Source organism: Youngiibacter multivorans (assembly GCF_017873395.1).
In the GTDB taxonomy this organism is placed as follows: Bacteria; Bacillota; Clostridia; order Clostridiales; family Clostridiaceae; genus Youngiibacter; species Youngiibacter multivorans.
Window position 1 is genome coordinate 1 of sequence record NZ_JAGGKC010000034.1, and the last position, 25746, is coordinate 25746.

The 25746-nt window shown below is 42.4% G+C and carries 26 protein-coding genes; 4 read left to right on the top strand and 22 right to left on the bottom strand.

Annotated features, from left to right (window positions below; genetic code table 11):
- Positions 1 to 554 precede the first annotated feature (554 nt).
- The gene (locus J2Z34_RS15420; RefSeq protein WP_209460765.1) at positions 555 to 914 is read left to right on the top strand and encodes a hypothetical protein; all 360 of its coding nucleotides are present in this window, start codon (positions 555 to 557) and stop codon (positions 912 to 914) included.
- A 714-nt stretch (positions 915 to 1628) separates the two neighbouring features.
- On the opposite strand, the gene J2Z34_RS15425 is transcribed toward J2Z34_RS15420, so the two are convergent.
- The 12 genes from J2Z34_RS15425 to J2Z34_RS15480 form a co-directional block, all read right to left on the bottom strand.
- Positions 1629 to 2816 (bottom strand): MalY/PatB family protein, encoded by a 1188-nt coding sequence (locus tag J2Z34_RS15425; protein WP_209460766.1) that lies wholly within the window; start codon positions 2814 to 2816, stop codon positions 1629 to 1631.
- A 40-nt stretch (positions 2817 to 2856) separates the two neighbouring features.
- Positions 2857 to 4239, bottom strand: coding sequence for an MATE family efflux transporter (locus tag J2Z34_RS15430; protein WP_209460767.1), 1383 nt, complete (start codon positions 4237 to 4239; stop codon positions 2857 to 2859).
- 123 nt (positions 4240 to 4362) lie between these two features.
- The gene (locus J2Z34_RS15435) at positions 4363 to 5064 is read right to left on the bottom strand and encodes a peptidase dimerization domain-containing protein (protein ID WP_209460768.1); all 702 of its coding nucleotides are present in this window, start codon (positions 5062 to 5064) and stop codon (positions 4363 to 4365) included.
- Positions 5065 to 5286: 222 nt separating this feature from the next.
- Complete coding sequence (locus J2Z34_RS15440) at positions 5287 to 6657, bottom strand: APC family permease (protein ID WP_209460769.1); 1371 nt, start codon at positions 6655 to 6657, stop codon at positions 5287 to 5289.
- A gap of 31 nt (positions 6658 to 6688) precedes the next feature.
- Complete coding sequence (locus tag J2Z34_RS15445; RefSeq protein ID WP_209460770.1) at positions 6689 to 7867, bottom strand: MalY/PatB family protein; 1179 nt, start codon at positions 7865 to 7867, stop codon at positions 6689 to 6691.
- 815 nt (positions 7868 to 8682) lie between these two features.
- Entirely contained in the window at positions 8683 to 9057 is a 375-nt protein-coding gene (locus J2Z34_RS15450; protein ID WP_209460771.1) for a desulfoferrodoxin, read from the bottom strand.
- 88 nt (positions 9058 to 9145) lie between these two features.
- A complete protein-coding gene (locus J2Z34_RS15455; protein ID WP_209460772.1) occupies positions 9146 to 9766 on the bottom strand; it encodes a P-loop NTPase family protein in 621 nt (206 codons plus the stop codon).
- Positions 9763 to 10668 carry a CobW family GTP-binding protein gene (locus J2Z34_RS15460; protein WP_209460773.1) on the bottom strand — a complete coding sequence of 302 codons (906 nt, stop codon included), beginning with the start codon at positions 10666 to 10668 and terminating at the stop codon, positions 9763 to 9765. The genes J2Z34_RS15455 and J2Z34_RS15460 overlap by 4 nt, the downstream gene beginning before the upstream one ends.
- A gap of 18 nt (positions 10669 to 10686) precedes the next feature.
- Positions 10687 to 11892, bottom strand: coding sequence for a DUF401 family protein (locus tag J2Z34_RS15465; RefSeq protein ID WP_209460774.1), 1206 nt, complete (start codon positions 11890 to 11892; stop codon positions 10687 to 10689).
- Positions 11893 to 12037: 145 nt separating this feature from the next.
- Positions 12038 to 12595 carry a MarR family winged helix-turn-helix transcriptional regulator gene (locus J2Z34_RS15470; RefSeq protein ID WP_209460775.1) on the bottom strand — a complete coding sequence of 186 codons (558 nt, stop codon included), beginning with the start codon at positions 12593 to 12595 and terminating at the stop codon, positions 12038 to 12040.
- A 249-nt stretch (positions 12596 to 12844) separates the two neighbouring features.
- Positions 12845 to 13378, bottom strand: a complete 534-nt coding sequence (locus tag J2Z34_RS15475; protein ID WP_209460776.1) for a peroxiredoxin-like family protein — start codon at positions 13376 to 13378, stop codon at positions 12845 to 12847.
- A gap of 161 nt (positions 13379 to 13539) precedes the next feature.
- A complete protein-coding gene (locus J2Z34_RS15480; RefSeq protein WP_023387953.1) occupies positions 13540 to 13923 on the bottom strand; it encodes a RidA family protein in 384 nt (127 codons plus the stop codon).
- Between the two features lie 226 nt (positions 13924 to 14149).
- Here J2Z34_RS15480 and J2Z34_RS15485 point away from each other — a divergent pair, with 226 nt between their 5' ends.
- A complete protein-coding gene (locus J2Z34_RS15485) occupies positions 14150 to 14839 on the top strand; it encodes a helix-turn-helix transcriptional regulator (RefSeq protein ID WP_209460777.1) in 690 nt (229 codons plus the stop codon).
- 24 nt (positions 14840 to 14863) lie between these two features.
- Here J2Z34_RS15485 and J2Z34_RS15490 read toward each other — a convergent pair whose 3' ends face one another.
- The 3 genes from J2Z34_RS15490 to J2Z34_RS15500 all read right to left on the bottom strand — a co-directional run bounded on the left by J2Z34_RS15490 (position 14864) and on the right by J2Z34_RS15500 (position 18948).
- Positions 14864 to 15277: a hypothetical protein gene (locus J2Z34_RS15490; protein ID WP_209460778.1), complete on the bottom strand. Its 414-nt coding sequence runs from the start codon at positions 15275 to 15277 to the stop codon at positions 14864 to 14866.
- 44 nt (positions 15278 to 15321) lie between these two features.
- The gene (locus J2Z34_RS15495; RefSeq protein WP_209460779.1) at positions 15322 to 17520 is read right to left on the bottom strand and encodes a fused MFS/spermidine synthase; all 2199 of its coding nucleotides are present in this window, start codon (positions 17518 to 17520) and stop codon (positions 15322 to 15324) included.
- A 147-nt stretch (positions 17521 to 17667) separates the two neighbouring features.
- Positions 17668 to 18948, bottom strand: coding sequence for a bifunctional folylpolyglutamate synthase/dihydrofolate synthase (locus J2Z34_RS15500; RefSeq protein ID WP_209460780.1), 1281 nt, complete (start codon positions 18946 to 18948; stop codon positions 17668 to 17670).
- Positions 18949 to 19188: 240 nt separating this feature from the next.
- Between J2Z34_RS15500 and J2Z34_RS15505 the strand changes: the two genes are divergently transcribed.
- Together J2Z34_RS15505 and J2Z34_RS15510 are read left to right on the top strand one after the other, a co-directional pair.
- The gene (locus tag J2Z34_RS15505; protein ID WP_209460781.1) at positions 19189 to 19836 is read left to right on the top strand and encodes a phosphoribosyltransferase; all 648 of its coding nucleotides are present in this window, start codon (positions 19189 to 19191) and stop codon (positions 19834 to 19836) included.
- Between the two features lie 37 nt (positions 19837 to 19873).
- Entirely contained in the window at positions 19874 to 20314 is a 441-nt protein-coding gene (locus J2Z34_RS15510) for a GtrA family protein (RefSeq protein WP_209460782.1), read from the top strand.
- Between the two features lie 54 nt (positions 20315 to 20368).
- Here J2Z34_RS15510 and J2Z34_RS15515 read toward each other — a convergent pair whose 3' ends face one another.
- From J2Z34_RS15515 to atpE, 7 genes are read right to left on the bottom strand one after another with little or no spacing between them, the layout of a single operon-like run.
- The gene (locus J2Z34_RS15515; RefSeq protein ID WP_209460783.1) at positions 20369 to 20626 is read right to left on the bottom strand and encodes a F0F1 ATP synthase subunit delta/epsilon; all 258 of its coding nucleotides are present in this window, start codon (positions 20624 to 20626) and stop codon (positions 20369 to 20371) included.
- 12 nt (positions 20627 to 20638) lie between these two features.
- A complete protein-coding gene (gene atpD, locus J2Z34_RS15520) occupies positions 20639 to 22036 on the bottom strand; it encodes a F0F1 ATP synthase subunit beta (RefSeq protein ID WP_209460784.1) in 1398 nt (465 codons plus the stop codon).
- 9 nt (positions 22037 to 22045) lie between these two features.
- Positions 22046 to 22906: an ATP synthase F1 subunit gamma gene (atpG, locus tag J2Z34_RS15525; protein ID WP_209460785.1), complete on the bottom strand. Its 861-nt coding sequence runs from the start codon at positions 22904 to 22906 to the stop codon at positions 22046 to 22048.
- Between the two features lie 15 nt (positions 22907 to 22921).
- On the bottom strand, positions 22922 to 24430 hold the full coding sequence (gene atpA, locus J2Z34_RS15530) for a F0F1 ATP synthase subunit alpha (protein ID WP_209460786.1): 1509 nt from the start codon (positions 24428 to 24430) through the stop codon (positions 22922 to 22924).
- 4 nt (positions 24431 to 24434) lie between these two features.
- Positions 24435 to 24977 carry a F0F1 ATP synthase subunit delta gene (locus J2Z34_RS15535; protein ID WP_209460787.1) on the bottom strand — a complete coding sequence of 181 codons (543 nt, stop codon included), beginning with the start codon at positions 24975 to 24977 and terminating at the stop codon, positions 24435 to 24437.
- A 2-nt stretch (positions 24978 to 24979) separates the two neighbouring features.
- A complete protein-coding gene (locus J2Z34_RS15540) occupies positions 24980 to 25459 on the bottom strand; it encodes a F0F1 ATP synthase subunit B (RefSeq protein WP_209460788.1) in 480 nt (159 codons plus the stop codon).
- A 28-nt stretch (positions 25460 to 25487) separates the two neighbouring features.
- Positions 25488 to 25727: an ATP synthase F0 subunit C gene (atpE, locus tag J2Z34_RS15545; RefSeq protein WP_245250843.1), complete on the bottom strand. Its 240-nt coding sequence runs from the start codon at positions 25725 to 25727 to the stop codon at positions 25488 to 25490.
- Positions 25728 to 25746: the final 19 nt, after the last annotated feature.

The following is a 25746-nucleotide window of genomic DNA, read 5'->3' on the forward strand; positions in this document are numbered from 1 at the left end:
CTCTCCTGGTATAGGCCATAATGTCGTCCTCCTCATCCTATTCCTACTAGGATACTTTATTTATTGGGGTACGACAACTATTCTGACACATAGGGATAGTGTCGCTTGTATGAGAACATATATTAAAGATTCATGTCGAAATATTCAAGTAATACTGAATCATTTATCACATACTCATTTTTAAAAATGCTCGGACTTAACCAGGACCTTCTTCTCATTAAAATTGCATTTGTTAATTGTAGGGCATTGAAAAAGTCAGAATACAAGAAAAGATCTGGGAACTGTGTTATTACAACTCGGATCTTTTTTGAACTTCAAGTAATTTTTACATATACCTTAATAAGTATCAGTAATGGTATATTATACTATCAAACACAACAAACTGAATCTATGAATACATGATAGAATATTACAAAAAGCTCACCAACCAAATCAAATCTGACGACACAGTATAAAACAGCTACTTAATCATGAAAAAGCTAATTATATAGATGAGGTAACAACAAATATTAGGAGCACATTAAGCGTTCAAAAGGCCTGGATGCAAGAGTAGGATGCAAGATGCGTACACATACTTCTACGGATACAAGACTCAACTTGTACTCTACGCTGAAGAATCGTCCATGCATATACCATCACATTCGAAGAGATGCAGGAGGAAAAGTTCAGCAAGGCTTGCTCTCCATGAAAGAGCAAGCAGACATCAAGGTAATTTTATGGTTGGTTATACCGCGTACTCGACGAAAGACAATCTAAATGGTTTAGAAAAAGGATATCCGCTTGTTGCTATATTTAACAAAGTTGTAACCCTCAGCTCAAACGAGAACTCACCTAATCTATTCTCCAATAGTGATGTTGGAATTTTCGTTTATAAATCTGGCCACATGAGTGTAAGGACAGCTATCCTAAGTTAGAAGAAGATGAAAAAGGCCAAGTCATTTTTATAAGACTGATATCGAAGACTCATTCAGAGCACCAAGTCTTCAAGGAAACAAATCAAGACATTATCAGAATAAACTACTAGATTGAAACTAAAAACAGCGCGATGAATTACGAACACAGTTAGGATGTAGCATCAAGACATGAACTGTTTGGTATGGTACTACAAGGGATGTTCACCATTTTGCATACATTTGGAGCTGGTAATTAGAATATGGGGGGAATAAGCCAAAAATCCGGCGTATCCGAAAGGAATCTATGTTCATAATGAATAGAAGAGGGTTTGAACTCCGCTTCCTCTTCTACTCAAGTTATTAAATACTAAGTGGTTTTCAGTACCATCAGTAAATTGTTAGATTAATGTAAGTAAAAAATTGCAGATCTAACTGACATTATTTTTGCTAGAAAGCAATAAGTCCCTATTGTCTACAATATTTAACCTTAGAGACAAACATTGTTAACTTTCGATACTTCTAAGAATTAATGTAACTATCCTCACATATTGTCCAAATCTTCGACATACACTGCAAACTGAAAACCTTCATAACTTTATGACTTAACTCACACTTGGATATTTTTAAGCTTTCTTGCATTAAGTACATAAGCAAGTTCAACGATTAATGAGTTTAGTTTCAACTTGTCTCTCAAAATCACCAATAATTCATGTACTAAAATGAATATTGACAACTTTAGTTCTTCAGCCCTTTTACCGCAGCAATTACTCGCTCTAACCCTTCAACCATTACATGTGTCGGACATGCGATATTCATCCTTTCAAATCCACTTCCAACTTCTCCGAATACATATCCTTCGTCAAAGAACACCTCAGCTTCAATATGCATAAGTTTTTCAAGCTCATCTTTATCTAAACCAAGTGGTCTGAAATCCATCCACTGAAGGTATGTGCCTTCAAGGTCATATACTTTAACTTCAGGAAGGTTCTTGGCAAAGTAGTCCTTTAGAATAAGATGGTTGTGATGAATGAGGCCATTAAGTTCGTCAAGCCAGCCTTCACACTGTGTGTATGCTATCTCGCAGGCCTTGTATCCAAGTATTCCAAGTGAGAAGAATCCATTGCTTTCAACCTCTTCAAGGTACTTCTTTCTGATGTCCTCGTTAGGGATTATTATGTTCGAGGTATGCATTCCAGCAAGGTTGAAGGTCTTGCTTGGAGCTGTGCATACTATCATGTTGTTCGCAGCTTCCTCTGAGATGCTTGCGAAAACCGTATGCTTGAATCCAGGCATAACGAGGTCGAAATGAATCTCGTCTGATATTATGAGGACATCATTGTCCAGACATATCTTGGCAACTTTCTCCAGCTCCTCTATCGTCCATACTCTTCCAACAGGATTGTGGGGGCTGCAGAATAGAAGTATCTTATTCTTCGAATCCTTGGCCTTAGCCTCAAGGTCCTCGAAGTCTATTATATAGTTGTCTCCTGTGTTGATAAGTTCATTTTCTACTAGAGTTCTGTTGTTCTTCTTTATAGCGCCGAAGAACGGGTAGTACACAGGAGTCATTATTATTATGCCATCACCTGGATCTGAGAATGCCTTGATAGCTGAGAAAAATGCTCCGACTACGCCAGCAGATCCTATTATCCATTCAGGCTTGATTTCCCAGCCATGTCTCTTCTGCATCCATCCGCATACCGCAGAGTTATATTCCCTGGTTGGAACTGTATATCCGAGTATTGTGTCGCTTATGAACTGTTTTAGTCCTTCAACTATTTCAGGAGGATTCTTAATTTCCATATCTGCAACCGAGAAGGGTATTGTGTTTTCAGATACGTTAGGATTCCATCCGAGCATCTGCTCATACTTTGCGGATCCTGTGTTTCTTCTGTTCAGTACTGTAGTAAAATCATATTTCATTTGTTTGCTCCTTTAAACATGTAAAATTGTTAGTTTTTGCTTATTTGAAATCTTCAACTATTGGGTCATTGAAGCTCAGTCCGCTCCTGAAGATGTCCTTTTTCCTGAAGTTTGCGTATGCCAGGATGTACCTTACTACAAGGTCCAATCCCATTATTATCCAGATCCAGATGAGGTCTGCCTTGAACAGGAATGCTGCTGCAAGCACACCGGGTATCCTAACCAGCCAGATGCCTATCGTAATTATCACAAGAGGCATGTTGACATAGCCTGCACCCTTTAGGGCTCCGTTATAAAGACCGGTCATGTTCTGAGGTATCTGGCTTAATCCCATGACAATGAGGTATGCACTTCCTATTCCTATGAGCTCCCTGGAATTTGTGAGCGCACCCATTATTACTCCAGGAAAGAGTGCCATAATAAGACCTGCTGCTGTTGAGAATGCCAGTGTATACTTTAAAAGGTGTTTGTAGTACTTTCTTCCAAGCTCCATGTCCTTTGATCCAACAGACTGTCCGATGAAGGCAGTTGCACAGACTGCAAGCCCCATGGCAGGCATGAAGGAAACTGCTTCTGCCTGCATACCAAGCTGGTATGCAGCATAGGCGTTCTCACCATAGGTCAGGACTGCCCTGGTAACGAATATCGAAGATCCGACCCAGAATATGGTTTCAAAGCTGCTGGGGAATCCATAGCGCATAATGCTTAAAGCCTCTGGCATATTGATCCTGATTCCGAGTCCGTTCCTTCCCCTGAGCCCTTTGCTTTTGCCAAGGAGGAACCAGAAGGCCAGTAATGCTGCGACAGAATAGGATATGGTGTATGCGATAGCAGCACCCTCTATGCCCAAAGCAGGCAGGCCAATGGCACCGAATATCAGCACGTAGCTCAGAATGACATTTGTTATGTTCAGTACGCCAACAATCAGCATCGGAGTCTTCGCATCGCCCATGCCCTGGAATATTCCAGATACAATTAGAATCGCTGCCGTAGCAGGAAGGCTGAAGGAAAGTATCCTGGTATATAGCGTTGCATTTGCTATAAGCTCAGGTCCCGCTCCAAAAACTTTAAGCACCTGCTCAGAATACAGTAGCAATAGGCCAAGGAACAGGGCTGCAAAAGCTATGGAGAGAAGAATCCCCTGCACAGACACTCTGGCAAGCTTCTTCATGTTCCTTGCGCCATAGCTTTGGGCAACGTGTATTGTCGTTCCTATTGAAATGCCCTTGAACACAGCCCAGATAAGCCTCATTATGACGTTGCTTAGACCAATGGCTCCAACAGCCACAGCGCTTATCCGGCCTACCATGGCCATGGATACCAGGCCTGCGGTCATCTGCAGTATATTCTCAGCCGTAATTGGAATGATCATAGAGAGTATCTTCTTCTTGATTGCCTTGTCGCTTATAGCCTGAGCTTCCATTAAACCCTCCCTGTCTTCCACCATAAAGAAATATTGAGCCGGCTTCCGGAATCTACGATCTAAGGGTAATCGTAAAGTTCCGGCTGCAGGCTCATCTTAAGTTGTCCTTAGTGATTCCTTATATTACTTCGTCAGAAGTGAAACAGCATATTTTGCTGTGGACAGGACACCAAGCTTCAGCACGCTGTCATCCACGTCGAACTTCTCATTGTGGTGCTCAGCACCTGAACCGAGTTCTTCATTCCTAATGCCAAGGAAAGCGAATACACCAGGATATCTCTCAAGGTACATGCTATAGGATTCTGAAGCGTACCATTTCGGGCACTCTGATACAGTTCCTTCAGGAAGAATGTCGTTAAGTGCTTCTGCAGCCAGTGCTGAATGCCCTGCATCATTTATGACAGGTCCAACTGCAATTGCAGTCCTCGGGTCAAACTCGACTGTACAGTGATGCATTTTTGCGGTTGCCTCACAAATTTCCTTCATTATTCCAAGTGCCTTTCGACCCTCATCCATATTGAAGAATCTCATGCTTCCAGCGAAGTTTGCTGTTTCAGGGATAACGTTGGCGACATCAGTACCTGAATGGAAGTTAGCTACTCCAAGAGTTACAGTCTCGTTCGCATCTATCTGATTGACCCATGCCGCAGCAAGGTTGTTAAGGATACAGGATGCTGCGAATATCGGGCTTACTGACAGGTCAGGCCTTGATCCGTGACCACCCTTGCCTTTTACAGTTACATAAAACGGGCTGTTCCAGCCATCTTCGGACCTGTATAAAATTGATCTTGCCAGTCTGAATCTTGAATATGCACATTTTGACAAGTCATATCAATCTTTCTCTTGAAAGACCTCGAGAGTTATACTGATTCTAGTTTCCGCCTCGCATCCTCCCGTTTTGAACCCCATAATAAAACAAAGGATGAATCTCAAATTCACCCTCTGTAAGTTAATTATTTGAACAATAAAGTTGATTTACTTTAAATATTGTCTATTGAATTGATACTTAAAAAAGTATCAACTCAGCTAAATGTATATCAATGCTTATTAATTTTCTTCATAGCTTTCAAGTATTTCAACTTTTCCAGTGCTATACCTAGCCACAGAATAGATAAATGCAAAAGCGATGACTGCGATATTGCCAACCAGCAATGGAGTTGTCAGGTCTGATGCAAGCAGAACGAACTGAAGCAGGTTTATTGCAATTGAAATTACAACAATGAATTTGATCATTCCATCAGATACCTTAAATTTAGATTTGTTCCATAGCGCAGGCATTATCTTATTGACTCCGAGCAGTGATGCGCACAATAGGACATTGTTCAAACTGTAAACTATGATGGTTATGCTTCCTATGATGCTAATATCAAGATCAAATACTATTGGCAAGAATCCAAGCACATACATTATCGAAAGAAGATATACAGGCGTTTTGAACTTAGGGTGCAGGTGAGCAAGTCCTCTTGGGAACCAGCCATCCTCACAAGCCTGCATGACCGGTTTTGTAGCCCATCCAAGCTGTGAGTTCAGTGTTGAGATAAGTGCAAACCAAGCTCCACCAACTACAAAGAATACATAAAGCCATCTTGGAAGTATGGTTTCTGCAACCCATGTCAGTGGCTGACCTGCAACCTGAGCAACCGGAAGTACTCCTGCTGCGATTACAGACATGAATCCGTATAGTACTGCTACAGCGACTGTCGAGATGATTATGACTAATGGTATATCCCTGGTTGGGTTCTTAGCTTCTCCAGCAAGATTCGCTGCTGCTAATGCTCCACCAGTTGCGAACGTCAGCAATGCTCCAGCTCTGAAGAGACCGAGAAGTCCATTGGTGATGAATGAGTCCGAGAAGTAGTTCGGCTGAAGCTGAGTGATTCCGAATGCAGAGAATGCAGCAAGTGCAACGACAAGTATCAATACGATTGCATTCTGGAACTTAGCCATCACATCAACGCCAACCATGTTAAGGCCGTATAGCAGTGTAAGTATACCAATTGCCAGAAGCTTTCTAGGAAGAAACGGAATGAACGGCATTGCATAATCAGCAAAGGAAAGGGCATACATGGCTATTGATACATTTGTCATGATAAACATGATCATGTAGGCACCGCTGTATTTTTTGCTGAATAGCGATCCGACTATTGAATACTGTCCACCTCTGAATCTTGCAGTTGCATTGATAAGAATCATAGGTACTGAGCTGATTAGTACAAGCACTGCTGAAAGGATGAACGATACTGGAACTGACCTTCCGGTCATTGCGATGGCAACACCTGTCAGTGACATTATTCCAGCACCAATGATCTGGCCTACAGCCTGGCTCATCAGATCCCAGAATCCAAGTACTCTTCTAAGATCTTTAGTCGAAGAATTAGTGGTGTCTACCAGGGTAATCTCTTTTTCATTGACATTCATTATGATTCCTCCCCATTATCTATAAATTTCTTTAGTTTTTCAGTGTTTTCTTAAGTCTTTCTAATCCTTCTACCATAACCTTTGTAGGACAAGCAATGTTCATTCGTTCAAATCCATTACCTTCTTCGCCGAACACATATCCTTCATCGAAGAATACCTCTGCTTCCATATGCATAAGTCGTTCAAGCTCATCCTTGTCGTATCCGAGATCATTGAAATCCATCCATTGAAGGTAAGTCCCTTCCAATGGGAATACTTTGACTTCCGGAAAATGTTCGTTCATAAAGCTCTTAAGTACCTTGTGATTGTGATGCACCAGATCAACCAGTTCGTCCAGCCATTCTCCACACTCGTTGTAAGCTATCTCGCACGCTTTATAGCCTATTATGTTCAAACTAAAGAATCCATTGGATTCAACTTCCCTGAGATACATATCCCTCAGTGCCTTGTTTGGGATGATTATGTTTGAGGTATGCATCCCAGCCAGGTTGAAGGTCTTGCTAGGAGCAGTGCAAACTATCATGTTGTTTGCAGCCTCTTCAGAAATTGATGCAAAAACAATATGCTCATGTCCTGGCATAATCAAGTCGAAATGGATCTCGTCAGATATTATGACAACATTGTTACGCAGACATATATCAGCTATTTTTTCCAGTTCATCCCTCTTCCATACTCTGCCTACCGGGTTATGCGGACTGCAGAAGAGTAGCACCTTGTTTCTTGGATCCTGTGCTTTTTCTTCCAGATCATCATAATCAACGAGATAAGTGTCTCCATCTTGTATTAATGGATTCTTTACAAGGTTCCTCTGATTCTTTCCTATTGCACTAAAGAACGGATAATAGACCGGAGTCATTATGATGATACCATCTCCAGGCTCAGTCAGCGCTTTGATTGCAGAGTAAAAAGCTCCAACAACACCTGGTGAACCTACAATCCATTCTGGTTTGATATCCCAGTTGTGCCTTCTCTTCATCCACCCGCATACAGAGCTGATGTAGTTTTCAGTAGGCATGGTATAACCCAGTATAGTTGAATCTATGTACTTTTTCAGTCCTTCGATGATTTCCGGAGCATTTTTCAGTTCCATATCCGCTACCGAAAACGGAACTACATCCTCACTTACGTTTGGATTCCAACCCTTCATCTGTTCATACTTTGCTGAGCCTGTATTGGCCCTTTTAATTACTGTCTCGAAATCATACTTCATTTTTACACTCCCTTGACTAAATTATGTGCCATCCTTTAGTTAAACTTTATGATGGCGACATTTTCAGAGAAGTCCGCTAATCTAAGATATCATAGATTGATCTTATTTCCGGTTCTTTCCCCAAATCAATTCTCTTTTTTTGGTACTCAACGGACTTATTAATCATTCTTCCCATTAATTCTATAAGTGCTACCATAATAAATTTGATTGTGCATGAGATAAGTATCAGCCTAAAGATTAGCAAAATATCTAGAATAATTGCTTTGAATATCTTTATAGACTTTCAGTAACACACCCTTAGAACAGTCCATTGCATAACAACGGGCACCACTGAATAATGTATTGCTATTCATCACACCCTTTCAACAACTCGAAGCAAATTTTTTATTGTAATCATTCTTAATTGTTTTGACTTGGTATTATTAAGCTAGTTAACTATTAACCTACTGAACTTATTTTACATTCCTTTACAAATGATGTCAATCGTTTCCATAAAACATTTTCATTTTTTCTCATCGCAATTTTTAAAATTCCTTTAATGCAATATAGTTAGATATTTACTATACATTCCAATGGTTTTTATCTATACTACTTAACTTGACCTTCGTATTCGACACTATTTTTCATATTCTGTTCATATTCATTTTTATATATATTTGTAGAATTAGCCCCTTAATGAAAAATTGATTTACACAATATATTTTATTTAACATCTTAATAATCCTATCGTTTAACAACATTGTACCAAAATCTTATTAATGTATTTTGTGCATAAAAAAAGACCCTGACTAATAATAATCAGGATCTTGATTGTACTAGATTTCAGCCTTCCAGAGACCATGCAGATTACAGTACTCATATACAGTACCTGCAGCAGCATCTTCAAATTCAGCCTTTGGCTCCATTCCAGGTTTGAGATAAACTATCTGAAGTTTGTCGCCTGCGTCAAGAGCTATCCATTCAATATAGTGGGTATCAATCATAGGATGGATTGTTGAACCAACAGTAACCTTGATCTTGCCATCTTCCTTTACAACTACAGGAACATGCTTTTCAGTAGCTGCATCTGTTGTATTGGCTTCAAGCTTCTTCATGTCCTGTCCGCAGCAAACAAGAGTTCCTCCGCCATCTTTGATCAGAGCTACCATGTTTCCGCATACTTCACATTTGTAAAACACTACATTTGCCATTTCTTCAGCCCCTTTTCGTTGATTGACCTGCAAAGGCAGGTCCCCTACCATATATTCTAAATCAACGGTTTTGGAATGTATAGCGAGTTCAGAAACTGTTAACAGAGAAGTAGATTATTATACACAGAATAATTATTAGAAGAACAGTATAAATCCTTGATTTCATGCTAATTTCCCCGCTATCACTGAAGCCTTTAAGAACCCTTACAATTCCTTCATCAGAACCAGCATCTGTGCTAATAGCTCTCTGATTCAGCTGCCCGATTAGCTTTATCACCCTGTCACCAGGTGTACCCTTCGTAAAATAGAAGCAGTCAGCGAAGTTCATCTGCTCAAGAAGCATCGGTCCCATGTTCCTGATGTATACCTCCGCAGTGGAGGCATCAAGCACGTATGTGACATTTTGGATTACCATTCTTTTTGGTAGCCCGATCTGGTAAAGCTTCGTCAGTGGCCATGTGCCGTTGTATTCAAGCAGAAATCTTCTTCCTGGATATCTTGATTGAAGGTCCTCGAAGAGACTGCAATCAAGACTCTCAAGCGCATCAATGCTCACGGTCTCATACTCTTTCCCGTATTCCTCATCACCATGCTCGCAAATTAGCACCAGCCATTCCTCTGATTTTCCAGTCCTCTTCAATACTTCCTTCGCAAGAGTTGTCTTTCCAGAGTCCAGGAATCCTGATACTACAAATATCGGAGTCCTCATGACTTTCCTTCTTCCATAAGCCTCAAAATACTGTCTCTTTTGAGCGATTTTCCTATGAAGCAAATTTTCCCAGTATCAACAGAGTCAACCTTTTCCACTACAGCTTCATTTCCCATACAGTCTGCCTTAAGGGCAAAGCCTTCTGATCCCTGCAGCATTCCTTTGACCCTGACTATCTCACCAAACCGCTCAGATTGCACAAGCTCTTCAAGCACTCTGCAAAGATCATCCTCATCATACCTAACATCAGTTTCGAAAGAGTAGCTTTCAAGGTCAATGCCTGATTTCAGATTATCATGATCATAGCTAACTGACTGCTGAGTATTCATGCCATCCATATTAATCTCAAGTACATCATCCAAAGCCCTGGTAACATAAGCTTCTGGATTGATCGATGCAATGTCTTCAATTACCCTTAAAGTCTTTTCCTCGCCAGCCTCATCAGTCCTGGTAAGTAGTATTGTGCCTGCTTGAACCACCTGGTCCCTGTAAAACTCCCTGAAGTTCCTGATCTGGCTGAAATACTTTCTCGCATCTACGACTGTTATCACTTTACCGGGTGTAACCTCAGATCCTGCAGACCTGCATACAGCCGTTATGTCAGAGGCCTTCGCAACACCTGATGGCTCTATGATGATTACTTCAGGAGAATACTCATCAGCAATCTCCATTAGTGCAATCCGGAAGTCGCCTGAAAGGGAGCAGCAGATGCAGCCTGAATTGATTTCCCTGACTCTCGTACCGCTTCTTTTAAGTATCTCTCCATCTATTCCTATCTCACCGAATTCATTCTCGATTATTGCAACGCTCCTGCCATTTAGAGGTCCATCAATCAGATGCCTTATAAGCGTGGTCTTTCCCGCTCCAAGAAATCCGGATACCACATGCACTATTGTTCCCATAAGCCTCCTATCCCACTGCTACTGCAGGAAAAACAGCCCGAAGCTGTATAGTGAGCTTATGACAACAAATGATATAAGTATCGGCATGGTGTGCCTTACCAAAGCAATGAAAGAAGTTCCGAAGTCCTCAGTGACTATGGCAAGGCAAATATGAGTCGGTGAAACCTGCATTGCGATATATGTCATGCACATGAGAAGGACCATCAGAGCAACCCCACCACCTGCTACCGACGCGAATGCCAGAGGCATGGTCAGAGCTATTATCGCCTGAGAACCAGCTACCAGTGTCCCGAAGAAGAATATCAACGCGAATATGACTGGTGATGGTATCGGAAAGCTGTTGAAATAACCCGGAAGTCTTTCAATTACGCCAGTATATGTAATTAGCTCCTTGAAGCTCATTATTAGAATCGTAGTGAAGATGAGCTTTCGCTCAATGGCTGAAATGAACATGGGCTTCAGCTCACTGAAAGTAAACCTGTTTACCACCACTGAAAGAAGTATTACAGGAATTACAGCAAGATGCACCGCCGGCTTGAACACAAGAATTATTGCTATCGTAAGCACGATAGGCCAAAGGCTGATGACAAGGTTCTTTGTATCTGAAGACTTGTCGCTATCGATTGCCACTCCAGTACCCTTCGGTATCTTCCTGACATACCTGAAGTAGCCGAGCAGGAACAGTACAACTACCATTGGAAGCATGGCTACAACAAATGCAGTCATGTCAACACCTGACAGGTTTAGAGCAAGTATTATTGATGAGTAGGTTGGGAGGAACGCCTCAGAAATATGCCTGAAGTAGCTCGTTACGAAAGTCTTCTCTTCTCTGGTCAGGCTTTCTCCACCGGCATTGTCGACAATCGGAGAAGCGATAAGGACTGCTCCAGCTGAAGGCAAAAGACCGATTACGAAGGGTGCGACCATAGCGTTGACCCTCCTGCTGTTAAAGAGATTGCTTAGCGATTTTTCAGCAAGGAGAAGATGTCCCCTTTTCTCCAACATCCTCTGAAGGAAGGTTATTGAATAGAAGGCAAGCACCATATTTATTGTAGGAGTACTTGTGGCACCCTTCACGATCATCTGGACAGAAGTGATTGGATTGATGAGGTATAGGAGTATGACGGCAATCATGCCTCCGACTATGGAGACATAAAGCGGCTTCCCAAGCCTCATGATGACGACGATGCAGGTAAAAGTTATTACGAGCTTTAAAATGTCCATGCAGTCAACATTCCTTTCTTTTTAAGTCCTTGTCTAAATCATGATGAATCCATGCTGCAAAACGCCCGCCATCTGCACATAACCTAAGTGCAGATGGCGGGTGAAGCTTCATTTATAGACTGTAAGGCAAATATGAAGTGTGAAGCTATTCCTGGCTTTCCGCCTCTTTAGCCTTCACTTCGCGAAGTATGTCGGTAAATTCCTTCATCACGTTGTAGCCTATTGCAAGCTCTTCCGGATTGAATTTCTTCATCAGCCTCTTGTTCGTCTTGATAGTGTCAATGACGTCGAATTCCTTGTGGGCTATGTTGAATTCAAATGCCTTCTGGGTAGGATACAGCATGAACACCTTGGCATCCTCCTTGGAGTTCACCCTGTAGATCATATCCCTATTTATAAGCTTTCTCACTGTCTGAGAAAGCGCGCTTGTCGTTTTTTCCCAGAGCTTTGCAAGCTCTGTTACAGTGATTCCGGGATTGTCAACGATGTCTGTCAGAACATGCGCTTCATTCATGGACATCTCATCGCCGGTTCCATAATCCTTCTTTTTGCTCATAAACTCGCTGTATACCAGTACAAAAGCATACAGTATGCTGGTATGCTCATGGAACTTCTCATAAAGCTCCACTACCTTCGATTTGTCCTCGTCGGTTTTCCTCACATCAAGTGTCAGCATTTCCTTGAAAATATCATCATTCTTCACAACAATTGCTCCTTTAGTAAATTGATTATAACACACTTTAATTATAAAGCAACTTAACATCTGTTAATGTGCCGGAATTTTTATTTTTCCTTAAATAATCCATGCCCTTAAATATTAAGGTCCATAATACTACATTAGCAATAATTCGTTGAAATTTCCATATCATCATGAAATAAACATTCAGGTATTTTTTGCTTAAATTGAAAATACCCTGCAACTTTGCAGCTGCAGGGCAGGATTTCCTCATTTTCAGGCGTTTTGCCTTATCACTGAACAGACTTCGTCCATATCAGGTAAGTCACTGAGGTCCTTGGCATATCTTGAGTAAATGACCTTCAGGTCCTTGCCCACGATGAATACTGCAGGCAGCTGAAGCTCTTCTCCCTCGTATTCGCCATGTACATATCCCCTGGCTTTGGATTTCTCGATCTTCTCCATTGTCTTGCCGCCGATCAGCACATCGACAGATGGAGCGGCAACAATCTCAAGCTCCTTGTAGAGAGCCATTGAAGGGTCGCAGATGACGTCATAGGCAAAGGCAGAATCTTTAAGCTTCTCCGCAGGTGACTGGATTACAACAAGTGCCTTAGCTCCAGCCTCCTCAAGCTTCGAGTATTCCTCATGTATTGTGATCATGTCCAGCTGACATAGCGTACAGCCAGCATATCTCAGAAAATATACTGCAGTAGGGGTTCCCCCGACCAGTTCCTTCATGCTTATATCGCCCTTGCAGATTGTGTTCACTGCAAAATCAGGCATTGTGTTACCAACTGAAAGTCTCATAAATCTCCCTTTTACAGACCAATCCCTTTTTGCATCCTCTTCTACGGAACTGTAGTCATGTCCCGTAAGGCCTGAAGCATCCGCTTAAAGTCAATGATCCGCTTTATTCCAGAATGTACAGCCATGCTGCAATAAGCAGCCTCTCAAACGATGATACCTTGCTACTTTGTAATTGCTACTGCCTCAATTTCTACAAGAGCATCCTTAGGAAGCCTTGCAACCTCGACTGCCGCCCTTGCAGGGAATGGCTCTGTGAAGAACTCCGCATATACAGCGTTCATCTTCGCAAATTCATTCATGTCCTTCAGGTATACATTAGTCTTGAGAACATTCTCCATAGATGAACCTGCTTCCTCAAGTATTGCCTTGAGGTTTAGAAGCGACTGCCTTGTCTGTGCTGCCACATCCTCAGGCATTGTTCCGGTTGCAGGGTCGATGGGAAGCTGTCCTGATACATACACAGTCTTTGTCTCAGTAGAAACAACACCCTGTGAGTAAGGTCCGATAGCTGCAGGAGCTTTTGTTGTGCTTACTTGCTTTTTCATTTCATTCCTCCAAAATCATTTTTTTATCGAAGTACTTGAGAATCTTTTTCGAAATTCCCTCGAAATTTTATAAAATTTCGCTCATGCCTACATTGTAGTTTCTTACCAAGCATTAAGTCAATAAATTTTTATCACTTTAAAAAATTATTATCATTTCTTCCCATTCCTGATTGAGCTGTTTCAAAGTACATGATATCCTTAAATCATAAGAAACCGAGGTGAGACTATGCCTGACATAATGACCGAATACAAGAACCTTGTGGAATTTCTCGGAAAGGTTCTTCCTAAAAACTGCGAAATAGCCCTGCAGGATGTACGCAGCGGCAAGAACTGCATAACCGCTATAGCAAACGGGCACATCAGCGGCAGAAAGGAAGGCTCCCCACTTACGAACCTGGCAATCAAGTTCATAAACGAAGAAACCTGGAAGGACAACGACTTCATTACAGACTATACAGGCTGTACAAAGGAGAAGAAGCGCCTAAGGTCTTCCACCTATTTCATAAAGGAGAACGGAAGGCTTTCAGGAATGCTCTGCATCAACATTGACGATTCAAGCTACATGGAGATAAGCCGGATGCTGTTTGCCCTGGGTGGAATACCTCAGGCAGCAATGGATTCACAGGTAACTGATACAGTTAAGGATTCCAGGAATATGGAGCCAGAATCATTTTACGAGGACATTGAAGACCTCACTGAAATGGTTATTAACGAATACTTTTCAGATAAAAGCCATGTACCTTCAGACCGCCTGAATCAGACTGAAAAAATGGATATAGTAAGCCGGCTTGAAGAAAAGGGAGTCTTCATGGTAAAGGGTTCTGTCAGCAAAGTTGCCAGAAGGCTATCCATGTCAGATGCAAGCATGTACCGATACCTTTCAAAGATAGAAAAGGAAAAGGCGAAGCAGCCATAGCTTATTGCGCTGCTTCGCCTTCTCCTACTTTATGAACCATCCAAGCATATGCACCGCATGGTTTACAATGACTCCATTGGAATTACTTACGACCTCGATACTTTCATGTTTATCACCAATATTCGCATCATAGGAAGCAAATCTCTCTGTGGATCCCGATGGTCCGTTCATCTCATATTCAATGCTCTTTGATTCAAATTCAGCCTCTATAGCCTTCATCGTATCCTCAAATCCCATGCTGCTCCTAACGACAATAATATATCCTTTGCCATTATCGAACAGAGCTTCCTTGCTTTCAACGATCACCCCGTCAGCAATAACGGCTTCCTGTGGAAGATTCTCAGGCAGCTTTCCTTCCAGGTCCTTGGGCATCCAGATCCATACAGATACTGCGACAAATGCGATTACAAATGCCAATAGAAGCTTCAGCGGTCTCATAACTTACCTCCCTTCAAATGCAAAATCAATAATTTTATCTGCTATCAATTGTCTTTCATTACGGTTGATATGCTGTATTTATCATCTGTCCAAATTTCGAAATTTGGGTAACTTTCTATCTCAGTCCATGCATCTGGCACTAATTGCATATTATTCGTCATCATTATCCATTCAGATCTAGAAGTGATTACTATTCCCTCGGATTTTTCTGTATCAACATAACAATCAACTTGAAGTGTCTCAGCAACTTTGCTTAGGACTGGTCTTAGGTCAAATTGCATATTTGAAGTGTGGAAGAAAAGTATCCCATCTTCTTTGATCTTACTCATGTATAATTCCACAGCTTCTTTTGTTAATAGACTTGCCGGAATTATATCTCCACTGTAAGCATCCAGCACTAACACATCATATGAGTTATCCTCTTCAGCTTCGAGTGTGATTCTTGCATCTCCTAAAACCACCTCATGCTTATGTTTCTCCATCATAGTAAAATATGAAGGGTTCTGTGCAATTTCTATTACCTGAGGATCAATTTCGAAATACTTCCATGATTGTGTTTCGTCACTCAAAGCACTCAGGATTCCAACTCCTAGTCCAACTACTCCTACATTATCAATATTGTCGTTGTTCGAAGTGAAAAATCTTCCAACAGTAGAACCTTCCTTATCATAATATGTCAGGGCTTCAAACTCATACTCGCTGCCCTTTTCGAATTGTGAACCATGCAAAGTGTTTCCGTATACCAGATTTACAAGTTCAAATTTCTCATCATCTTTGTCAGTGTAGTCTGTTTTAATGATTGTTTTTACTCCATAGAAATTTCTAACCATATACTCATTATTTCGTAAAAGTGCATAATCGAAAACAGATGTAATGACAATCAGTAAAATCAAATTTATAAATCTTGTTTTACTATATGTAAACAGTCTTCTAATAAGATATAGCGTCGCTAATACTAATAATAAAGTAATTGATATAACTGACATCCCTTTCAAGATCACAATACTGAGTCCTGCAATAAAAAGCAATGTGCATTCCCAAGGCTCAATATAAAGCTTATCAATAAGGTCCTTTTTATGACCAAAATAAATTAAAAACAGAAACATAGCTGCAGTAATCGGAAACTCGTACACGTTATTAAATATAAGAGGAGCAATTATTGAAGCAAAGACCCCTCCCAATGCACCACCTATAGAAATGTACATGTAAAATTCGGTTAAATTAGATTCATGAGGAATGTCTTTTACAACATACAAGTTGCAGACTAAACTGATAAAAAATAATGCAATTAAGGATACCACGTAAACATAAATATTGAGCTTAGTAAATAAAATCATTAATGCAACAATAGTAGACCAGAATGCTAACTTTTCATATACTTGAATATCCAGTAATTTTATTCTTGAGAAAGCAATAATATATGCTATTAAATATATGATCAAGGGCAAAAGCCAGAAGTAGTGTATATGATTTACATTGATAACATTATCCAATACCGAGTTTGTTGCAATCATCAAACTGCATGGAATGAAAGATAATAGTAGCCAGTATAATTTTCTATTAAGACCAATCGGTTCCTTCTTACCATATTCGACTTGCTCACTTACTTCTACAAAATTGCTAACATCAAGGCTTCTATATACATTAATCCCGATGTAAACACCAATAGCGACGGCAATACTATATAGGATATTCCAGAGCAACATCTGATTCTTCAGTCCAAAAACCACCTCGACAACTAGTCCGTATCCAATCAAAGCTATTAGATTTCCGGAATTACTTAATGAATATAAGTGATACGGGCTCTCCTTTTGGTCAAGGCTGTACCATTTTTGAAAATTTGTTGATGATGTCGATACTGCAAAAAAAGGAATACCTATGGTCGATAATAATATACGGATTACATCCCAGGATGGAGAATTTGTGTTTACAGTAAAGTTTCTCACCTTAAAAAACACAAATGAAAAGATGGCACTGAAAATAAGCAGAATCATATGTACTTTCATGTATGTTTTAAAGCCAATCAGCTTAGGCAAGTAGTGTGTATACATGTATCCTCCTAATAGAAGGACTTGGAAGCACATTAACGCAACATTCCAGCTAGACATTGAACCTCCAGCTATTGGAAGTATCATTCTGCCAAACATCGGTTCTACCAGGAACAATAAAAATGAGTTCAAAAAAATGGTAACCCAGAACAGAAACTTCAATTTTTTAAATAAAGCACCTTCCTCGAATGTCATTTGTCAAATTATATAACTTAACTATACTTGATATCTCAAAACTGTCAAGTAAACACCTAAGAGCCTTAATGTAAATTGTTGCTCTCATCAATGGTTATTTTAGATACAATCAATCACGAAGTAATTGAACTTGCTGTATCAGTATTACTAATTATTCCCAAAATACTCCCTTACCTTACCAACATAATACAAAGATCCGAATGAACATATTATCCCATCCCATCCTGCAAGCAGCATTGCAAGCTTTATACCGGCATTGACATCATGGGCGGCAATTGCTTCAATCTCAAGCTCTTCTATAATTTCTGCAAGCTCCTCACAAGGCAGAGCCCTCTTATTATCAACATCTACTGTTATGAACCTCTGGGCTATGGGAGCCACTTCATTTACCATTTCAGCATAATCCTTGTCTGCAAGAACTCCCATTATGAATGTTATCTTCTTATCAGGAAAAAGATGCTCCAGGTTATTTCTTAGCATAGCTACACCCTGTGAATTATGGGCTCCATCTGCTATGAATATTGGCTCCTCACAAAGCAGCTCGAACCTTCCCGGCCATCTCGCGGAATCAAGCCCCCTTCTTATTGCTTCCTCATCTATTTTCCAACCCTTCTCAGATAACAGAAGCGCTGCTTCAATCGCAACAGCTGCATTTCTTGTCTGATGGAGTCCAGCAAGCCTTATGGTCAGAGCAAGCAATCCCTTGTAGTTAAAGGTCTGACTGAACACATCTGAAGAGAGGATATGTATTGAATCAAAATCAGCCTTCCTCACCCTTGCTCCCAGACTGTCAGCCCTTCTTAATATTACTTCTTCAGCTTCGTTGGCCTGAGGATACATGACAACTTCAGATCCTGACTTAATTATACCTGCCTTCTCTGAAGCTATCAGTGCGAGGGTATTACCCAATATTTCCATATGGTCGTAGTCTATGGTAGTTATGACACAGGCTTCCGGTGTATCAATTACATTTGTCGAATCAAGCCTTCCTCCGAGTCCAACTTCAAGGACCACTATGTCACACTCCTTGTCCATGAAGTACTGGAATGCAAGTGCAGTGGTAATCTCGAATTCAGTGGGGTTCTCTTCGCCTTTTGACTCCATGTCGTCTATAAGTCCCTTGATATCAGAGGTTATTCTGGCAAGTGCTTCATTTTCTATGTCCTCACCGTTAACTCTTATTCTCTCATTGAACTTCTCTATACTCGGCGATGTATATGTTCCTACCTTATAGCCTGCAGCCATAAGTATTGAGCTTATGAATGCAACGGTTGAGCCCTTTCCATTTGTTCCGGCAACATGTACATATTTAAGCTTCCTGTGGGGATTGTCCATCCTCTCAAGAAGGCTTTCAATCCTGTCCAGCCCAAGAATGCTTCCAAATTTCAATGAGTCCCTGATATATTCCAATGCTTCGATATGATCCAAATAAAACAGCTCCTTTCAACGACACTTAGCTACCCCATCATTATACCTTCACCGGACTTATCTGAATACAGGAAGACTAATCGGGAAGCTGATTTCATCACTATTTCATCTCTTGAAATACTCATTTTTTGCTTCAAATCCAAATGTTAAACCAATGTTTCCCGATTGTTCAAAAAAAAGTTTGAGGCATCTCGGTATAATGTGGTAACGTTATGGTAAGCCATATGAGGGGGTGCTTTTATGTTTACAGACAGGATGGCAGCAGGAAAGCTGCTAGTGCCAAGGATACTTGATCTGAAACTTGCCAATCCGGTTATTATCGCCATACCACGAGGCGGTGCGGAAGTAGCTGCTCCCATAGCGGTAGCATTGGGTATGGAGCTTTATGTTGTGCTTTCAAAAAAGCTTTCCGCTCCGGCAATTACGGACCAGTTCATTGGCGCAGTATCTCCAAACGGTGAATACGAGCTCGATTCAGATGCCGCAAAGGACCTGGGGCTAGAGGAAAGTGACATTGCCAGCCTTATCTTTGAAGCTAAGGAAGAGGTTAAAAGAAGAAGCGCGATTTATGAAGAATTCGCTGTACTGCCTGATCTTGCAGGAAAGGATGTAATCCTTGTGGATGATGGTATAGCCAAAGGATATACGACCAGAGTCGTTATCAAGTACCTTCGTTCCCTGAATCCTGGAACGATTACTTTAGCTGTTCCTGTACTTCCAAATGAAGCAGTCGATGAGTTCTCAGGTATTGCAGACAGACTTGTCTATATCGATGCTCCAAAAAGAGTGAAGTCAGTCGGAGAAAACTATTCAAGCTTCCATCAGGTGGACCATGGCGATGTCCTTAAGGCACTTAGGATGGTTAAGATAAGCATAGCTGACTGCTGATTTCTACAAACGACTTAGAACCCGGAGGACACTTCTCTTGAAACTTAGTGACATAAATTACAGAAGGCATATCCTTGAAAATGAAAAGGTCATGTACCTCATAGTAGGTGTCCTGACCACACTAGTTAACTATATACTCTACTTCATATGCAGAACCAATTTCGGAGCTGACAGAGTGATTCTAAACACAGCTGTATCATGGTTTGGGGCAGTGCTATTCGCATTCGTGACCAACAGGCGATTTGTATTCAGAAGCCATGGTGGGAATTTTAGTGACCTGCTTAGGCAGGTATTCCAGTTCTATGCCTCAAGAGGTGCATCAGGTTTGCTTGAGCTTGCCATAATGTACATCTTCGTCGAGCTTGCCGGGATAAGCGATGTTTTGGTGAAGATTGCTGCAAGCATCATCATAGTAATCCTGAACTATTTCCTTTCGAAGGCGATCTTCAGGAAGAGGAAAGAATCTTCCATAAGATAAATAAGAAAAGATAGGACAAGGGTGGCAGCCAATAAATGACTGCCACCCTTGTTCTTATACCGCCGCACCTCGTGTTGCGGTTATGGTTAATCTGTTGTCCTTGAATTTCATGATGCCGCCTTCCAGGTGAATGCCCTTCACTACTCCGCTTTCGGAATAAGAGAAATCTGCATTTTTCAGGATGGCGATTATCGGACTATGGTCCGGAAGTATCTGAAACGATCCTTCAGTGGTATATCCGCTGAAGCTCTCCACATCAGTCTTAACAAGTCTTCCTCTGGAGGTTACTATCCTGAGTTTGAACGTCTTCATGATTACCTCCTATCAGGCTCTGCTTGCTTCAGCATTCGCGATGACATCCTCTATGGCTCCCGCGAAAAGGAATGCGGATTCCGGAAGATTATCATGCTTGCCTTCAAGTATCTCCTTGAAGCTTCTTATGGTGTCCTTAACCTTGACGAACTTGCCCTTCATTCCTGTGAACTGCTCAGCAACGGTGAACGGCTGTGAAAGGAACCTCTGGATCCTTCTTGCCCTGTTTACCACGGCCTTGTCTTCATCCGGAAGCTCATCCATACCGAGTATGGCGATGATGTCCTGGAGCTCCTTGTATCTCTGGAGAATCCTTACAACCTCTGTCGCAACCTCATAGTGCTCTTCTCCTACAATCCTCGGATCCAGTATCCTGGAGCTTGATGTTAAAGGATCTACCGCTGGATATATGCCAAGCTCGACTATGTTCCTTGATAGTACTGTTGTAGCATCAAGGTGAGTGAATGTCGTTGCCGGTGCCGGGTCAGTAAGGTCATCTGCAGGCACGTATACTGCCTGGACTGATGTTATGGCGGCTCTCTTGGTCGAGGTTATCCTCTCCTGCAGCGCACCCATTTCAGTCGCCAGCGTTGGCTGGTATCCGACCGCTGATGGTATTCTTCCAAGCAGAGCCGAAACCTCAGAGCCTGCTTGGGTGTATCTGAATATGTTGTCGATGAACAGAAGCACGTCCTGGCCCTGGTCCCTGAAGTACTCAGCCATTGTGAGTCCTGTAAGTGCGACCCTCATTCTTGCACCGGGCGGTTCGTTCATCTGTCCGAATACAAGTACTGTATTGTCTATGACGCCTGATTCCTGCATTTCCCTGTAAAGGTCGTTGCCTTCCCTGCTTCTCTCTCCAACTCCAGCGAATACTGAAAGTCCGCCGGACTCCTTCGCGATGTTGTTGATGAGCTCCTGTATGAGGACAGTCTTGCCAACTCCGGCACCGCCGAAGAGTCCGATCTTTCCACCCTTCTGATATGGTGCAAGAAGGTCGATGACCTTGATTCCGGTCTCGAACATCTCTGTATCAAGGCTCTGCTGCTCGAAAGTCGGGGCAGGTCTGTGTATCGGGTAGTATTTCTCAGCGAAAACCTCACCCTTGTTGTCTATCGGATGACCAAGGACGTTGAATAGTCGTCCAAGGACTTCCTTGCCCACAGGCACGGTGATAGGCGCACCGATGTCGTAAACCTCCATACCTCTCTTGAGGCCTTCAGTCGGCTCCATAGCTATGGCTCTGACTATGTCATCACCAGTATGCTGCTCGACTTCACAGTATACGAGCCTTCCGTTTTCCGCCTTGATTTCAAGGGCGTTGTTGATCCTCGGAAGATGGTCATATTTGAACTGAATGTCGATTACGGGTCCAATGACCCTCACGATTTTTCCAATATTGTCAGCCATTTGATCCTCCTATAATTGAGCCTCGGCTCCACCGATGATCTCAGTGAGCTCCTGGGTTATGGTCTGCTGCCTCATCCTGTTGTACTGCTTCTCAACCTTGATCAGAAGCTCATCGGCATTCTTTCTCGCAGTATCCATGGCACCCATTCTCATCGAGTGTTCAGTCACCTTGGCGTGTACAAGCACATTGTAGAACTTTTCCCTTAAGTACAGGGAATAGACCGTGTCCTTAAGCTCTTCAATGCCAGGCTCGAACTGGAACTCAGTATCCCTTAGCTCCCAGCCCTCTTCCCTTCCTTCGAATGGAAGCACCCTCTCTATTGAAACCTCGTTCCTTACCTGCGACATGTATCTGGTATACACCAGACAGACCTCATTGACCTCGCCTTTTGCGTAAATCTCAAGAATCCTCTCAGCAAACCTCTGGGCTTCTTCAGGATCAGGTACATCCTTGGTGCTCATAGAGTCGATTTCAAGGTCCATGTGCAGCTTCTTAAGGATAGACAGTCCTTTGCCTCCAGTCGTGAGGATCATTGGATGGTCCCCTCTTTCTCTAAGCCTGTCTATAAGTGCAAAGAACATGTTATTGTTGTAGCCTCCGCAAAGACCCTTGGTAGAGTTCAGCACGACGTAAAGAGTCCTCTCCTTACCACCGTTGCCGAGGAATATGCCGCCTTCCGATTTGTCAGCCCTGGCCACATCATCCTTGATTCCGCTGATTGCTGCAAACTGCTTGTCGCTTGCGAAAAGATAGACCTTGCACTTCTGGAATTTGGAGGTGGCGACAAGTCCCATAGCCTTTGTCATTTTTTTAATGTTCCTTACCGACTTTGCCCTTTTCAGCAAGGAAATCATGTTAGCACCGGCCATTCTTATCCCTCCAGTCTACTTGAAATAGCTTGCTTTGAAGTCTTCTATGGCCTCATCAAGCGAAGCCATGACATCGCTCCTGAGATCTCCGGTTTTTCTTATCGAGTCTGCTATTTCCCTGTGGTATGTATCCATATATTCAAAGAATTCAATCTCAAACTGCTTGATGTCCTTTACCGCGATGTCGTTCAGCTTGTCGTTGATTGCAGCATACAGGATCAGTACTTCCTTCTCATACTTGATAGGGCTGTACTGCGGCTGCTTCAGGATCTCATATAGCCTTTCACCCTTCGCAAGCCTTCCTGAGGCTTCAGTATCGAGCTCGATTCCGAACTGCGAGAATGAAAGAAGCTCCCTGTACTGTGCCAGTTCAAGCCTGAGCTTGCCTGATACCTTCTTCATTGCCTTTGTCTGAGCAGATCCTCCAACCCTTGATACTGATATTCCGGGATTTATCGCTGGCCTTATACCATTATAGAAAAGGTCCGATTCGAGGAATATCTGTCCGTCGGTTATGGAAATTACGTTTGTCGGTATGTATGACGTAACGTCACCGCCAAGAGTCTCTATTATCGGAAGCGCTGTAATCGATCCGCCTCCAAGCTCATCTGAAAGCCTTGCAGCTCTCTCAAGAAGCCTTGAGTGGATATAGAATACGTCTCCCGGATAAGCCTCTCTGCCGGGCGGTCTTCGAAGAAGCAGAGACATGGCCCTGTAGGCTACCGCATGCTTCGACAGGTCATCATATACAATCAGTACATCCTTGCCCTTGTTCATGAAATACTCTGCCATGGTACAGCCCGCATATGGAGCTATGTACTGAAGCGGAGCGGAATCTGAAGCAGATGATGATACAATTATCGAATAGTCCATTGCACCAGCCTTCGTCAGCATGCTGTATATGCTGGCTACTGTTGACTGCTTCTGTCCTATTGCGACATATACGCATATGACATTCTTGCCCTTCTGGTTGAGGATCGTATCAATAGCGATTGCAGTCTTTCCGGTCTGCCTGTCACCTATGATAAGCTCCCTCTGTCCGCGTCCTATCGGAACCATGGAATCAATGGCCTTTATTCCTGTCTCCATAGGAACAGTAACAGACTTTCTGTCGATTACTCCAGGTGCCTGGACTTCGATCGGCATATAGGCCTTGGCGATAATCTCACCTTTTCCATCTATGGGCTCTCCAAGTGAATTGACGACCCTGCCTATCAGGTTTTCACCCACAGGAACCTCAACTATCTTGTCTGTCTTCCTGACAATATCGCCTTCCTTGATGTCTTCATAGGCTCCCAGGAGAACGCATCCGACATTGTCAAAGTCGAGGTTAAGGGCCATGCCCTTGACTCCACCCGGAAACTCAAGGAGTTCACCCTCCATGCAGTCTTCGAGTCCGTATACCCTGGCAATTCCGTCACCTACCTGAACTATCGTTCCGGAGTTAACCGTCTCCATCTTCTTTTCAAACCGTTCAATTTCCTGACGTATAATGGAGGTTACCTCTTCCGGCTTTATCTTCATGTCATCACCTCAATCTTTTGAGGAGAGCTGACTTGACTTCTTCCATCTTTTTCCTTATGGAACCGTCCATCAGACTGTCTCCTATCCTTATGACCATGCCGCCGATTATAGATTCGTCGACTATCTCATCAAGGATTATCTTAACATTGTACTTGTTCTGCAGCTTCTCAATAAGCTCGGCCTTCTGTCTTTCGGTAATTGGCTTCGCCACTGTTATAGTAGCTATCTTTATGTTCTTGTTCTCAAGGTCTATCTTCTTGAGCTCCCTGATCTTCTCCTTAAGGAACAGTATCCTGTCCTTTTCGATGAGAAGCAGTATGAAAGTAAGGAGGTCCTCATCAACCTTACCCTTAAGGATGTTTATGAAGAACTTCTTCTTCTCCTTTGTGGGTATCTCAGGATGCTTGACTACTCCCTCAATATCAGGGTTACTGTGTATCATCTCGTCGATCTCTTCAAGGTCTTTTATATACTTATCAACGGAGTCCTTCTGCCTGGCCACATCATAGAGGGCCTGTGCATATCTTCTGTCAAGGTATTCGTACATGCTTATACACCAACCTTCTGTATGACTTCATCCACGAGCCTCTCGTGGACCTCCTCCGTGATCTCCTCTCCGAGGACCTTCTTTGAAAGGATGGTTGCGAGGCCTACGACCTCTTCCCTCATTTCCTTCCTTGCATTCTCAAGCTCCCTGTCGGCGTCCATTTCAGCTCTCTTTACGATGAGCTTGCCTTCCTGCCTTGCCTCATCCACGATTTCATCGTAGAGGTTCTCAGCCCTGGTCTTGAAGTCCTTGATTATGCCCTTTCCGGTTTCCTTGGCCTTTTCAGCCTCGATCTTTGCTATCTCAAATGTCTTTGCAGCCTCAAGCTTATCGGCTTCCGCCTGGTCGAGGCTTTTCCTTATCATGTTGTTTCTCTCGGTAATGACAGCTTCCAGTTTCTTGAAAAAGAACTTCTTCATGAAGAAGTAGAATATCACAAGATTTATAACTGCCGCGATTACCTCAGACAAGTGTATGCTCATTTAATCGCCTCCCGTAAAGCTCCTTATGCTACGCCACTCCTATGAATATGAGAAGTATCGACACAAGCAGTCCGTATATGGCAGTTGCCTCCGCGAAGGCGTTACCTATGACTAGTACCGATATGATCTTTGAGCTTGCTTCAGGCTGCCTTGATACGGCTTCAACGGCCTTTCCTGTAGAAAGTCCTGTTGAGACTCCTGCTCCAAGTCCTGCAAGTACCGCAATTGCGGCTCCGAGTGCTGACATTGCCAATGCTAAATTATCCATACTTAAGATTCCTCCAAAA